Raw genomic sequence first — 13,969 nt, forward strand, 5'->3', positions numbered from 1 at the left:
GCCCGACCTAGGGTTTCCCAGAGCCCACGCGTCTACATGAGAAGGATTCTTATTTAAACCTTCTCCCGGAGATTGCACGCATGCCTCGTTCCCGCTTCCATCTACCCCCGTTGGCCCTGGCTTTGGCCCTCGGAAGTACGGTGGCTTTTTCCCAAAACACCGGCAGCACGCGTGCCGCCATACCGGTACAGGTCAGCATTGCGGTGCAGCCCCTGGCCCAGGCGCTGAACGACCTGGCGCAGCAGGCCCGGCTTGAGTTGATGGTGCAGCCCGCATTGGTGGCGGGCAAGACGGCGCCGGCTGTGTCTGGCCGTTTGACGCCGCAACAGGCGCTGGACAGGCTGTTGGCCGGCAGCGGCCTGGCGGCGACCATCGACGGCAATGTGTTTGTGGTCAAGCCTGTTTCAACGTCATCGGGCGCGGCAACCTTGCCGCTGGTGACCGTGACGGCCGGCGCGGAGCAGGAAACGGCCACCAGCGGCGGCAATGGCTACGTCGCCAAGCGCAGTGCCTCGGGTTCCAAGACCGACACGCCCATCATCGAGACGCCGCAGTCGATCTCGGTGGTGACCAAGCAGCAGCTGGAAGACCAGAAACCGCGCAGCGTTTCCGAGGCCTTGAATTACTCGCCGGGCGCCTTCACAGGGCTGGTGGGCGCGTCCAATCGCTACGACTACGTGGCGCTGCGCGGCTTCAAGGACAGCAGCGTAGACAGCACCCTGCTTGACGGGCTGCGTATGTTGAGTGACCAGGGCAGCTATACCTCGATGCAGGTGGATCCTTATTTCCTGGAGCGCATTGACGTGGTGCGGGGCCCTGCGTCTGTGCTGTACGGACGCGCGTCGCCGGGCGGCCTGGTGGCGCTGACCAGCATGACACCGCAGTACCAGCCTTACCGGGAAGTACAAGTCACCATCGGTAACCGCAACCGCCGGGAAGCGGCTGTCGATCTTTCGGGGCCCATCGACAAAGACGGTGTGATGGCCTTTCGCCTGTCGGCACTGACGCGCTCGCTCGACTCGCAGTTCAGCACAGTCAAGGAAGAGCGCCAGGCGATTGCTGCATCCCTGGCGATCAACCCGTCAAACGACACGCGCCTGTTGCTGCAGGCTTATCTCCAGGATGACCCGGAGGGCAGCTATCACAGCGGGGTTCCGGCGGACGCCAGTCTCAATGCCAATCACAACGGCCGCCTGATTTCGCGTTATTTCTTCGATGGAGATTCCAGTGTCGAGAAATACCAGCGCAAGCAACGCTTCCTCGGCTACCAGTTCGAGCATGCCTTTAACGATGCGTGGAAGTTCCGGCAGAACTTCCGCCACGTGACGGCGAATACCACGCTGCGCCAGATCTACGGTTATGGCTGGGCCAGCGCCAACGAGTTGACGCGCTACTATTCCGGCGCCACGGAGTCGACACGCGGCAACACCATCGACAACCAGCTTGAAGGCCACTTCCAGACGGGCGCGCTCAAGCACACCCTGCTGACCGGGCTGGACTACCAGAAGCGCCGCGTCAGCGGGAGCTGGGAGTCGGGCAGCGCGCTGCCGATCAACGTGTTCAATCCAGGCTACGGCGCACCGGGCCTGACCGGCGTGACCAGCGACCCTATCGATCGCCAGCTCGAGCAAACCGGCCTCTACCTGCAAAACCAGACGGAGCTGGACCGCTGGCGCTTCACGCTGGGCGGCCGCATGGACTGGGCCAAGGCCTCCAACCAGTATGGCTCGGGAAATCCGGCGCAGTGGAGCGGCTCCAAATTCACCAAGCGGGCCGGCATTGTCTATCTGTTTGACAACGGCGTTGCGCCCTACGTGGGTTATTCGGACGGCTTTAATCCCAGCCTGCGCAATGACCGGCAAGGCAACAACCTGCCGCCCGCGGAGACCAAACAGCTGGAAGTCGGCATACGCTACCAGCCCAAGGACTCCAACACCTTGCTGTCGGCGGCGGTGTACGACCTGTCGCAGAAAAATGTCGCCACACGCCCGGTAGGCGCCACCTACTTTGAACCTACCGGGAAGGTGCGCTCGCGCGGCCTGGAACTGGAGGCCCGTTCGCAGCTGAGCCGCAAGGTCTCGGTGATGGCGAGCTACACCTATACCGACATGAAGTTCACCGAATCGTCGGACGGCTTCACCGGCAACACGCCGTACCAGGCGCCGCGCCATATGGCCTCGGTCTGGGGCGACTGGAACTTCTCGCAGGGCTACACCATGGGTGCGGGCGTGCGCCATGTGGGCTCGAGCTGGGTCGACAACGCCAACAGCATGAAGGTGCCGCCCTACACGCTGGTGGACCTGATGCTGCGCGTCGATCTGGCCCAGCTGAATCCGTCGCTCAAGGGCGCCAACCTTCGCCTGAGCGTCAATAACCTCCTCGACAAGACCTATGTGGCGTCGTGCCTGAGCCAGCAGTACTGCTACTGGGGCGACGCGCGCAGCGTCAACGCGACCGTGACGTATCAGTGGTAGGAACGCGGCCCGGTGCGGTAGTCAGCGGCGGGCATTCTTTTGATCACCATGCGCCACCGGATGGCGCACCAGAAATCAGGGAGTTCAGTGCAATGAAAAATGATGTCTATGACTTTATTGCGATCGGGCTTGGACCCTTCAATCTGAGTCTGGCCTGTCTGGCGGAGCCGATCACCGGGGTGAACGCGGTTTTTCTGGAGCGCAATGCGGAGTTCAACTGGCACCCCGGGATGCTGATTGACAACACCACACTGCAAAACCCCTTCCTGGCCGACCTGGTGAGCCTGGCGGACCCCACCAGCTGCTTCAGCTTTCTCAACTACTGCAAGGAAGAAGGGAAAATCTATTCGTACTACTTCCGCGAGAGCTTCTACCTGACGCGGGCTGAGTACAACGCCTACTGCCGCTGGGCGGCGGCGCGCCTGTCCAACGCGCGCTTCGAATATGACGTGCAGGAGATCGTCCACGACATCGAGAACGGCTGCTATGTCGTGACCGGTGTGCAAGGCCCGCAGCGCGAGCCTTTTGTCATGCGCTGCCGCAAGCTGGTGCTGGGCGTTGGCTCCAAGCCCCGTTTCCCACAATGTTGCGCGCCGGGCGGGCATCGCTACCTGCATACCGCCGACTACATCACCCGCAAGGCCGAGCTGCAGAAGAAGCGCTCCATCACCATCGTCGGCAGCGGCCAGAGCGCGGCCGAGGTCTACCACGACCTGCTCAAGGACGCCGACGGGCACGACTACAGCCTGACCTGGATCACCCGCTCTTCGCGCTTCTTCCAGATGGAGACCACCAAGCTCACGCTGGAGATGTTCTCCCCGGACTACATCGATTACTTCTACAACCTGGCCGATGGGAAGAAGGAGCGCATCGTGCGCGCGCAGGACAGCCTGTACAAGGGCGTCAATGCCAGCCTGATCAACCAGATCTATGACCTGCTGGACGACAGGCGAAAGCAGGGGCCGCTGCGCACGCACCTCATTACCAATTGCGAGTTGCAGGGGTGTCGCTACGACGCCGGAAGCGACAGCTACGAGATCGAATTCCGCCAGCTTGACTGCGACGCACGTTATGCGCATCGCAGCGAGGGGCTGGTCTTCGCCACGGGCTACCGCGAGAACATCCCGCCTTTCGTTGACGGCATCCGCCACCGCCTGCGTTGGGACGAACAAGGCCGCTATCGCCTCGCGCGCAATTACGCCGCCGATTTCAACGGCAACGAGATATTCGTGCAGAACGCCGGCCAGCACACCCACGGCATGACCAACCAGGACCTGGGCATGAGCTGCTACCGCAACTCCTACATCCTGCGCGAACTCACGGGCGTGGAGCACTACAAGATTGAGCGTCGCGTCGCGATCCAGGATTTCACTATTCCGTCCACAGCGGACTTCGTCCTGCTCTGAGGCCTGAGGCGCACAACAAACATGAACCTGAGATTTCACATCATTACGATGACGGTACTGGCCGTTATCAGCGACGCCATCCTGATTCCCTTCTACCCGCAGTTTTTCAGCGCGCGCTACGGTATCGACAGCCCTGTTCACGTGGGCGCCTACGTGGCGGCGATCTCCATCGCCGTGATGTGCACCCTGCCATTGTGGGCACGCGTGGCACGCCGCGTCGAACCGCTGCACCTGCTGGTCTACACGCAGTTTGCCGCCGGCACCTTCAGCCTGCTGAGCGACTGGGCGCCTACCGTGGAGATCTACTGGATACTGTCGATGCTGATGTTCATGTGCAAGAGCAGCTACCTGCTGATGTACCCGTACATGATGCGCCTGACCCCCAAAGAGCAGCATGCGGCCACCATTGGCATTCTGTCGGTGGTAGTCCACTTCGGCGCCATCTTCGGCGCGGTGGTGGGCGGCTTTGTGCTACAGACCTGGGGGCCGCGCGCCAGCATTTTTGCCATGGCGGCCGGCGACTATTTTCAGATGGCCGTCTGCTTCTACCTGATCCGCAGCGGAAAGATCATTCGCGTCAACACCGGGGAGCAGGCAATGGCCGAAGCCACCGAAGCGCGCCGCGTCGGGCTGCTGGCCCGCCTGCCCATCCTGAAGCTGGCGCTGGTGATGCTGATGTTCGACTTCAGCGCCTACCTGATCCGCCCCTTCTTCGCGCTGTACTGGCAGAAGATCACTGGCAACGACAGCGAGCTGCTGTCGGGCATGGCCTTCGCCATACCAGGTGTGGTGGCCATCGTCGCGCTGCGGCTGCACGCCTGGATAAGGGCGCGCGGCGGCGACCTGCCCGACCACACGGTAGGCAACCTGCTGCTGGGCGCGGCCGGTCTGTTGCTGCATGCTGCGCCCGATCCTTTTCTGGTCGTGCTGGGGCGCGTGCTGTATGGCTGGGCCTTCTTCCAGATCATCGTCAAGCTGGAGGTCAACCTGTTCCGCCTGTCCACGCCGCAGCGCTATGCGCAGGACTACAGCATCACCAATTTCTTCCAGAACATGGGCGTGTTGCTGTCCTCGTTTGCGGGGGGCGCGATTGTCAATCGCTATGGGCTGCATGTGCCCTTTCTGCTGGCGGCCGGCGGCTTTGTCCTCACCGCACTACTGGATCGCCTGATCCTCAAAGTGCCCAGCGCCGGACATCTGGATGAAACCGGAAGCGTCACAAATTCTTCATCTTTAAAGGAGCCCGCCCATGCCAACTGACACGCTGCACCGCCGCGCCGACGCCGTGCAAAGGCCGTACTGCGACGAGACGGGTTTTGTGTTCCGCCCGTTGCGGATACCGGAGGACATCCCGACTTTGCACCGCTGGTTCATCCAGGAGCGTGCCGCCTTCTGGCTGATGCAGGACAAGACCGAGGACGAAGTTCGTGAGGCCTACCAGCGCATGATGGATTCCGGCACCGCCACACCCTACATCGGCTGGCACGAAGGGCGACCGGCTTTCCTGGCTGAGTGCTACGACCCCGCGCAGGACCGCATCAAGGCCTTCTACACGGTGCGGCCCGGCGACCTGGGCATGCACATCTTTATCGGCCCGCCCCAGCAGCGCATCGCCGGGCACTCGCGCACTGTGTTTTACGCGCTGATGCGCTTCATGTTCGAGCACCTGGGTGCGCAGCGCATCGTCGTGGAGCCCGACGCCACCAATCACAAGGTCCATGCCTTGAACCGGTCGGCAGGCTTTGCCTACGACCGTGATGTGGTCTTCCCCGAGAAGATCGCCAGCCTCGCCTTTTGCACACGGCGGGATTTTGAACAGGCTACGGCCGCCACCTTAGAGGAAGTCCATTCATGAACGTCACCATCGCCCACCAGATCGCGCACGACCCGGCCCAGTTCGCCGCCCACCTGACGCCGGAGGTCTGGGCTCAGGCCAACCGCCTGCTGTTGCGCAAAGCCATTGCCGAATATGCCCATGAGATCATCATTGAACCGGAGCAACTGCGTGCAGGGAAGGGTGGCTTCGCGTTGTACCAGGTTTGCTCCGACGACGGCGCCGTGTGCTACCAGTTCGAGGCCCAGCGCCTGGCCTTGCGCCATTGGTACATCAAACCGGAATCCATCCGCAAGCTGGTGAACGGCGCAGACCAGTCGCTGGACGCGCTCCAGTTCATCATCGAATGCCGCCAACGTCTGGGCATACGTGATGAGCTGCTGCCCATCTACCTCGACGAGATCAGCAGCACGCTCTTCGGTAGTGCCTACAAGCGCATGAAGGCAGACGCACCCAGCAGCGCCCAGCTGGCCGACGCCACCGACTTCCAGACCATTGAGGTCGCCATGACCGAAGGCCATCCGGGTTTTGTCGCCAACAACGGGCGGCTGGGCTTCACCGCGGCCGACTATCAGGCCTACGCGCCTGAGGCCGGCTCGGAGATTCGAGTCATCTGGCTGGCCGTGCACAAGGACCATGCGGCTTTCTCCAGCATCTCCACGCTCAGCTACGAACAGCTGCTGGCCGAAGAGCTGGGGCAGGAGACCGTGGACGGCTTTACCCGTGAAGTGGCAGCGCTGGGCGTCGATCCAGTCGACTACAACTTTATGCCGGCCCACCCGTGGCAGTGGTTCAACAAGCTGTCGATCGCCTTCGCCGGCTATGTTGCCCAGCGCAAGATCATCTGCCTGGCTTATGGCCGCGACAACTACATCGCCCAGCAGTCGATCCGCACCTTCTTCAACACCAGCGACCGCAGCAAGCGTTATGTGAAGACTTCGCTCTCCATCCTGAACATGGGCTTTATGCGCGGCTTGTCGCCTTATTACATGTCGGGCACACCGGCTATCAATGAGTTCATCAAGGACCTGGTGTCGGGCGATGCCTTCCTGCGCGCGAACGGCTTCACCATCCTGCGAGAGGTCGCGTCAATCGGCTTTCGCAACCACTATTACGAAGCCGCGATACCGGTCGACACCCCCTACAAGAAGATGTTCTCGGCGCTGTGGCGCGAGAGCCCGCTGCCTTTGCTCAAACCGGGCGAACGCCTGATGACCATGGCCGCGCTGCTGCATGTCGACAAAGACGGCCATGCCCTGCTACCCGAGTTGATTCGCCGTTCCGGCCTGAGCACAAAGGCCTGGCTGAAAAGCTATCTGGCGTCCTACCTGACGCCGCTGCTACATTGCTTCTACAAGCACGACCTGACCTTCATGCCGCATGGCGAGAACCTGATCCTGGTGCTCGACAAGCATGTGCCGGTGCGCGCCATCATGAAAGACATCGCCGAGGAATGCGCCATCCTCAATATCGAAGCGAAGGCGCTGCTGCCGGAGCGCGTCAACCGACTGGCGGTCGATGTGCCCGACCACTTCAAGCTGCTGGGTATCTTTATCGACGTGTTCGACGGCGTGCTGCGCCATATCAACCAGGTGCTGGTGGAAAACGCCTGCTGCAACGAGGACGACTTCTGGCAATCGGTGGCCGACTGCGTGTCTGACTACGAAGACGCCCATCCCGGGATGGCCGAAAAGTTCGCGCACTATGACATGTTTGTGCCCGAGTTCCTGCATTCCTGCCTGAACCGCCTGCAACTCGGCAACAACGTGCAGATGGTCAACCTGGCCGATCCCGCTTCCAGCCTGAAGATGGCCGGCAATCTCGTGAACCCGATTGCCGGGCTCCGCCGCCGCGCCGCGCACCGGGCCGAGGCAGAACCGGTTGCGGAAAGCGTTGCATGAGCTTTGACATGCGGGCGGAGGACACGGTGCGCGACGGCGCGCCGCTGCAGGCGTGGGCGTCCGCGCCCAACGCTGACCTCGCCCGCGTGTTGCAACTGGCCGGGCGCATCGCACCCTCGCTGCGCGGCGAGCAGGGCGATGCACCGCTGCCCAGCGCACTGCGTCATGGCGACGACGCAGCGGCCAGGCCGGGTCCGTTGCGGGCGCTGTGCGGGCACTGGGCAGAGGCCTACCCCGAAGCCGGCGCGCACTATGTGGCGCTGCGTTGTTGGGGCCTGGCGATCTGGCAGCCGGTCTACTTGAGCGTGATCGCCGCGCATCTTGATACGCATGTCCCGCGGCTGGCTGGCCTGGCACAACCCGTGGTGGACGGGTTTCCCAGCGGCTTTCAATTGCCGGTGCACGCGCCCATGAAGGCCGCGACGCTGCCTTCACGCATCCACCTGGCATCAGGCGAGCTGCGCGAACTGTGCCAATCCACGCGCGCGGCACTGATGCCGTTGGTGACCCTGCATGCCCGCGCCGCTGACCGGTTGCAGGCCGAGTGTGTGTTGGGCGCGCTGCTGCTGGTCCATCGCAGCACCCCCGCCTTGGGGGATGCCGAAGTTGCGGCGCTCGGAGAGGAATGGCTGGTGCAGCTGGGTATTGCCGGCGGCTGCGGCTTTTTTGCCTACCGGGCGCGTGACGGGACGCCCGCGCTCGCCCTCGACCGCAAGGTGTGCTGCCACTACTTTCGCCGCCATGACGGCGAGAAATGCAGCACCTGCCCCAAGCTCCCGCTCGACAAGCGTATCGCCCGATTGCTGGCTGATCCTTCGTAGTCCGGGCCATTGATTCCGCGATGCGGCTGTGCCTTTCTCAAGGCCGGTATGCTTCGCCACGCCCTGGAGAGTTCCATGAACGATATCGCACGCCTGGTGCATGTCATGCCGGCCGATCCGCAGCTGCCCGTAGGCGCGTATTTCGACGAAGCCCTGTTCGCGCGAGAACAGGCCTTGATCTTCAACCAGTCCGCCCGCTACCTCGGCCATGAAAAAGCCGTGCCGCAGGTCGGCGACTGGCACCGGCTCGCGCAGGAAGGCGGAGGCCGCGTGCTGGTGCGTAATCCGCAGGGCGTGGAGCTGTTGTCCAACGTCTGCCGGCACCGGCAGGCGCTGATCCTGGGCGGTGAAACCGGCAACGTCAGCGGGCCGGCCAACCCCAAAGGCAACCTGTCGGCTGCCGGCGGGAACATCGTCTGCCCGCTGCATCGCTGGACTTACAACAGCAGCGGCGAGTTGCTGGGCGCGCCGCAGTTCGAGCAAAAACCCTGCAAGAACCTGCAGCGTTTTCCCTTGCGGAACTGTCACGGCCAGCTGTTCGAAGGCCCGCGCGACCCGGCTCAGGATATGGCGCCGCTGTTCGAGCGGCCCGAGTTCGATTTTTCGGATTACCTGCTCGACCACGTGGAAATTCACCAATGCAACTACAACTGGAAGACCTTTATCGAGGTCTATCTGGAGGACTACCACGTCGCGCCTTTCCATCCCGGCCTGGGCAGCTTCGTCAGTTGCGACGACCTGAGCTGGGACTTTGCCGACTGGTACAGCATGCAGCGTGTCGGTGTGCATGAGTCGCTTGGTGCGCCGGGCTCTGATATTTACAGTACCTGGCACGACCGTCTGCTGAATTACCGCACCGGCACCCCGCCCGACTTCGGCGCGGTTTGGGTGACTTACTTCCCCACTCACATGATCGAGCTGTACCCGCATGTATTAGTCCTCTCCACGCTTTATCCCAAAGGGCCGCAGGACACGGTCAATGTGGTGGAGTTTTACTATCCCGAAGAGATCGCCGCCTTCGAACGGGAGTTCATCGAAGCGCACCGCGCCGCCTACATGGAAACCGCCCGGGAAGACGACGAGATCGGCGAGCGCATGGATGCGGGCCGGCGCGCGCTGCTGGCGCGCGGCGTCTCGGACACCGGGCCCTACCAGTCGCCGCTGGAAGAGGGCATGCAGCATTTCCACGAGTGGTACCGGCGGACCATGGGTGCCTCATCTCCCCCTTGAAGCCGGGATGCCGCTAGCCTCACAATGCAGCCATGCGCAAACATTTCTCCGAAACCACGGGCCCGCAGCGGCTCACCCTGGGCCTGGTGGCCGGGCTGATTGTGGCGGCGCTGCCGCTGCCCCTGGGCTGGCAGTTTTGCGGCTTGCTGGGCTGGTGTGCCGGCGTCGGCGTTTATCTGTGGCTGGCCTGGTGGCTGTGCGTGCGCTTTGACGCCAAACGAACGCGCGAACGTGCACAGGCTCAGGACGAACCCAGCGTGGTGCTGTTTTTACTGATGCTGCTGGCCACCATGGCCTGCGTCGCCGCCATTACGTTGATGATGCAACAGGCAAAAAACCTGTCGGGTATGGAGCGCACGCTGCACATCGTGCTCTCCGTTGCGGCGCTGGCTGCCTCCTGGCTGTTCATGCAGACGATTTACGCGTTTCGCTATGCCCATCGCTATTACCACGAAGAAAAACTCGGAGAGCCCGATGGACCCGGTCTGTGTTTTCCCGGCGGGCTGGATCCGGACTATTTCGATTTTTTGTACTACGCCCACGTGGTCGGCATGACCTCACAGGTCTCCGACGTGCAGGTCACCTCGCGCGAGATGCGCCGGCTGACGCTGGTGCACAGCGTGCTGTCGTTCGGCTTCAACATGCTGATCCTGGCGCTCAGCATCAATGTGGTGGCGGGCGCGCTGCAATAAGCGGCCGCAACGCCCATGTACTCAGGCCCGGCGCACAGGTTCCTGGCTTCCTATATTCGAAGCAACTGCTTCTTCAGCGCCATCTTTTCCTTCTTGCGAAGGCTCGCTTCAGACTTGCGGTGTGAGCCGGCCTTACGCTGCGCCGCCGGGGCAACCAGCGGGTTGCGCGGCTTGGGCGCGGTCAGCTTGATCTTCAGCTTGGTCTTGCGGGCCGACGTCATGCCTTCTGCTGTTCAGGTTTGCGGCCCAGCTTGAGCAAGCCGGTTGACAGCGCGGTGCCGATCACAATCACCACGGCGCAGATCACCATCCACGCCGTCACATGCTCACCGAGGAAGATCACGCCGTAGATCACCGCAAACACCGGCACCAGGAAGGTGACCGACAGCGCGCGCGGCGGGCCGGCGTTTTCGATCAGGCGAAAAAACAGGATGTAGGCCAGCCCGGTGCAGACCACGCCTACGGCCAGCAGCGCCAGCCAGGCATGCGCGCCCGGCATCTGCGCCGGCCACAGCCAGGCGGCGGGCAGGGCCAGGCCGAGGGTTGCGCCAATCTGGCTGCCCGCCGCGGTGACCAGCGGCGGCATGCCTGACAGATAACGCTTGGTGTAGCTGGCGGATATGCCGTAGCAAATGCAGGCAAAGAGGCAGGCCAGCACGGCCCACCCTGGCGCTACGCCTGAAGCATCGGGCTTGAAGGTGGCTTTGTCCCAGGCCAGCATGGCTACGCCGGCAAAACCCACGAAGAGGCCCAGCACGCGTGAGGCATTGGGTTTGTCTTTCAGCCAGAGCCAGGCCACCAGGGCGCCGAACATCGGCACCGTGGCATTGAGGATGGCCGACAAGCCGGTGGTGATGGACAGCAGGGCAAACGAAAAGCACGCAAACGGGATGCCCGAATTCAGTATGCCGATGAAGAAAATCCGTTTCCAGTTTTTCTTCAGGTCAGGCAACAGGCCGCGCAACCATACGATGGGCAGCAGGAACAGCGCCGCAATGCCCACGCGCACTGCGGCGGTGGGCAGGGGACCGAACTCCACCGTGCTGATGCGCATGAAGAGAAAGGAAGAGCCCCAGATGGCCGCCAGCATCACAAAATCGGCAGCCCAGTTTTTGGGCTTGGTGAGGGCCGCACCCACCGGCGCGGCGATACCGGAGGGACTGGAACTCACAGCGTGCTCTCCTGAAGTGCGCCTTCGAGTTTAAGCAAGGCGGTTTTGCGGTGCAGGCCGCCTGCGTAGCCTGTGAGTGAGCCATCGGAGCCCAGCACCCGGTGGCAGGGCACGATCACGCTGACCGGGTTGCGCCCGACTGCTGCGCCCACGGCGCGCACGGCTTCCGGCTTGCCGATACGCTGGCTCACCTGGCCATAGCTGAGGGTGCCGCCCTGCGGGATGGCCAGCAGCGCTTGCCACACCGACTGCTGGAAGGCCGTTCCGTGCCCCAGGTCCAACGGCAGGTCAAATTCGGTGCGTGTGCCGGCATAGTATTCCGTGAGTTGCTTGATGGTCTGCTTGAGCACCGGGTGGTCCGGGTCTTCGCGCCACACATAAGGTTTCACGAGTTGCGGCGGCAGGTGACGCTGGCCGGCAAACCAGGTGCCGGCCAGGCCTTTGTCAGTCGCGGCAATGATCATTTCCCCCAAGGGGCTGTGGAAGGTCGTCTGGACGATGGAGTTGTCGAATTTCATCTTGTTCACCTTTGAATGGTTTCGAGTTTCTGCCTTATGAGGTCCTTTTTGGGCCTGAATAGGCGGCTTAAGCTGACTTGTCTCTTTTGCGGGCAAAGACTGGCTCGATCATTCACCGGCGATGTTCGCGCCAAGGCGCTGGACCGTCCAATGAAATCGAGGCGCTGCATTCATTCCCCGAACGCATGAATCGCCATGTTGTCGCTGTTGCGCCGTCAGCCGGGACGCTCCAGTGTGCCGCTCCAGGCGCGGATCACCGCGTAGCTGCGCCAGGGTTTCCATGCATCCGAGGCCAGTTCAGCCTCCCGTGCCGGGTTCTTTTTTTCCTGCACACCCAGTGCCTTGTGCAGCGCCACATCGCCTGAAGGAAACGCATCGGGCCAGCGCAATGCCCGCATGGCAATGTATTGCGCCGTCCAGTCACCGATGCCGGGCAACCCTTTCAGCGTAGTCACCGTCGTGTTGATGTCGGCGCCACTGTGCAATTGAAGGCGTTTTTCTGCCACTGCTTGCGCGATTCCCACGATGGCGGCCTGGCGCTGCCTGACGATGCCCAGTTGCCCGAGCGCGTCGCCGCTGACCGCGGCCAGCACGGCCGGTGCGGGGAAAAGGCGCGTTAGCTGCGGCCACGGTGTTTCCACCCGTTCGCCAAAACGGTCCACCATGCGCTGCGCCAGCGTGCGTGCGGCGGCCACGGTGATCTGCTGGCCCAGCACGGCGCGCACCGCCAGCTCGTAGCCATCCAGCGCGCCTGGCACTCGCAGGCCGTCGCCTTCGGGGAAACTATCGTGCAGTACGCTGTTGATGGTGGCCGGATCAGCGTCCAGGTCAAAGGTGGTGCGCACGCGGCGTATCACCAGCGGCAACACTTCGCGCAGCGAATCGCTGACGCGCAGCACCAGCTGCGAACGGCTTTCGTCAAAGCTTGCGAGCAGCCAGCCGGCATGCAGCTTGCCGCCCGACTCGATGCTGAAAGTCCGGCGCAGAGCGGGCTGCGCAGCGTCCGCGTCAATGAATTCAATGGCGCTGATGCAGCGCTTGCTGAAGAAGGCCAGCATGGCCTGCACGTCATAGGGGGGGCGGTAGCCCAGCCGCACGATGACGCCTTCACCCACCTCGCCGACCCGGGCCGGGCCCTGGCGTCGCAACTGCGTGGGGTTGAGTTTGTAGTGCTCCACAAAGGCAGCATTAAAGCGCCGCACGCTGGCAAAACCGCTGATCAGCGCAATCTGCGTGATGGGCAGATTGGTGTCGGCCAGCAATTGTTTGGCGGTGTGCAGCCGGTGCGTCTGCAGGTATTGCATGGGCGAGACCCCGAACTGTGCCTCGAAAATCCGCCGTACGTGGCGGTCGCTCACGCCCAGCTTGGCAGCCAGCTTTTCTACAGAAGGTGCTTCCTCGGTCCACACCTCGGGCTCATCCAGCAGGCGCGCCGCCTGGTGCGCCAGGATGTAGGACGCATCCTGTATTGACCACACCACTGAATGCGGCGCCAGCTCGGGCCGGCAGCGCAGGCAGGGACGAAAGCCCGCGCTCTCGGCCTGGGCCGCGTGGTGAAAGAAGCGGCAGTTTTCGCGTTTGGGGGTTTTCACGCTGCAGACCGGACGGCAATAGATGCCGGTGGAGGTCACACCGGTGAAAAAACTGCCGTCAAACCGGGCGTCCCGCGCCTTGAGGGCGAGGTAGCAGTCGTTGTCGGCAAGAGGGGTGGTTTCGCGGTTCATGAGGGAAATGATACGCCGCAGCAGGCTGTTGACTAGCCGTTTTCGGACATGTCCCTTTGGCCGAAAAAGCCTTCAAAATTCTTGTCCAGGCTAGCCGTTTTTCGCCTCGTTGGAGACCGGTTAGATACCACTTTGCCGAAGCTTTCCATAGTCTGAACGGGCCCCCTGGAAACGGTGGCGGCCTACAGTTCGCGAAAG

At 62.7% G+C, this 13,969-nt stretch carries 12 protein-coding genes; 8 read left to right on the plus strand and 4 right to left on the minus strand.

Annotation, left to right across the window (positions count from 1 at the left end; genetic code table 11):
- Positions 1-80: 80 nt before the first annotated feature.
- From ACXJKE_RS07285 to ACXJKE_RS07320, 8 genes are all read left to right on the plus strand, one after another.
- Positions 81-2,474 (plus strand): TonB-dependent siderophore receptor, encoded by a 2,394-nt coding sequence (locus ACXJKE_RS07285; RefSeq protein WP_457279920.1) that lies wholly within the window; start codon positions 81-83, stop codon positions 2,472-2,474.
- 92 nt (positions 2,475-2,566) lie between these two features.
- Positions 2,567-3,880, plus strand: coding sequence for a lysine N(6)-hydroxylase/L-ornithine N(5)-oxygenase family protein (locus ACXJKE_RS07290; RefSeq protein ID WP_457279921.1), 1,314 nt, complete (start codon positions 2,567-2,569; stop codon positions 3,878-3,880).
- A gap of 21 nt (positions 3,881-3,901) precedes the next feature.
- Positions 3,902-5,140 (plus strand): MFS transporter, encoded by a 1,239-nt coding sequence (locus ACXJKE_RS07295; RefSeq protein ID WP_457279922.1) that lies wholly within the window; start codon positions 3,902-3,904, stop codon positions 5,138-5,140.
- Positions 5,130-5,735: a GNAT family N-acetyltransferase gene (locus ACXJKE_RS07300; RefSeq protein WP_457279923.1), complete on the plus strand. Its 606-nt coding sequence runs from the start codon at positions 5,130-5,132 to the stop codon at positions 5,733-5,735. The genes ACXJKE_RS07295 and ACXJKE_RS07300 overlap by 11 nt, the downstream gene beginning before the upstream one ends.
- Positions 5,732-7,615: an IucA/IucC family protein gene (locus ACXJKE_RS07305; protein WP_457279924.1), complete on the plus strand. Its 1,884-nt coding sequence runs from the start codon at positions 5,732-5,734 to the stop codon at positions 7,613-7,615. The genes ACXJKE_RS07300 and ACXJKE_RS07305 overlap by 4 nt, the downstream gene beginning before the upstream one ends.
- Positions 7,612-8,436 (plus strand): siderophore ferric iron reductase, encoded by an 825-nt coding sequence (locus ACXJKE_RS07310; protein WP_457279925.1) that lies wholly within the window; start codon positions 7,612-7,614, stop codon positions 8,434-8,436. The genes ACXJKE_RS07305 and ACXJKE_RS07310 overlap by 4 nt, the downstream gene beginning before the upstream one ends.
- Before the next feature lie 75 nt (positions 8,437-8,511).
- Entirely contained in the window at positions 8,512-9,666 is a 1,155-nt protein-coding gene (locus ACXJKE_RS07315) for an aromatic ring-hydroxylating oxygenase subunit alpha (RefSeq protein ID WP_457279926.1), read from the plus strand.
- A gap of 32 nt (positions 9,667-9,698) precedes the next feature.
- Positions 9,699-10,358: a DUF1345 domain-containing protein gene (locus ACXJKE_RS07320; RefSeq protein ID WP_457279927.1), complete on the plus strand. Its 660-nt coding sequence runs from the start codon at positions 9,699-9,701 to the stop codon at positions 10,356-10,358.
- A 50-nt stretch (positions 10,359-10,408) separates the two neighbouring features.
- On the opposite strand, the gene ACXJKE_RS07325 is transcribed toward ACXJKE_RS07320, so the two are convergent.
- From ACXJKE_RS07325 to ACXJKE_RS07340, 4 genes are all read right to left on the minus strand, one after another.
- Positions 10,409-10,579 carry a hypothetical protein gene (locus ACXJKE_RS07325; RefSeq protein ID WP_457279928.1) on the minus strand — a complete coding sequence of 57 codons (171 nt, stop codon included), beginning with the start codon at positions 10,577-10,579 and terminating at the stop codon, positions 10,409-10,411.
- Complete coding sequence (locus tag ACXJKE_RS07330; RefSeq protein WP_457279929.1) at positions 10,576-11,529, minus strand: DMT family transporter; 954 nt, start codon at positions 11,527-11,529, stop codon at positions 10,576-10,578. The genes ACXJKE_RS07325 and ACXJKE_RS07330 overlap by 4 nt, the downstream gene beginning before the upstream one ends.
- Positions 11,526-12,047: a methylated-DNA--[protein]-cysteine S-methyltransferase gene (locus ACXJKE_RS07335; protein ID WP_457279930.1), complete on the minus strand. Its 522-nt coding sequence runs from the start codon at positions 12,045-12,047 to the stop codon at positions 11,526-11,528. Before ACXJKE_RS07335 ends, ACXJKE_RS07330 begins: the two co-directional genes overlap by 4 nt.
- Before the next feature lie 215 nt (positions 12,048-12,262).
- On the minus strand, positions 12,263-13,771 hold the full coding sequence (locus tag ACXJKE_RS07340; RefSeq protein WP_457279931.1) for a DNA-3-methyladenine glycosylase 2 family protein: 1,509 nt from the start codon (positions 13,769-13,771) through the stop codon (positions 12,263-12,265).
- Positions 13,772-13,969 lie beyond the last annotated feature (198 nt).

This window comes from Polaromonas sp. P5_D5, assembly GCF_054049435.1.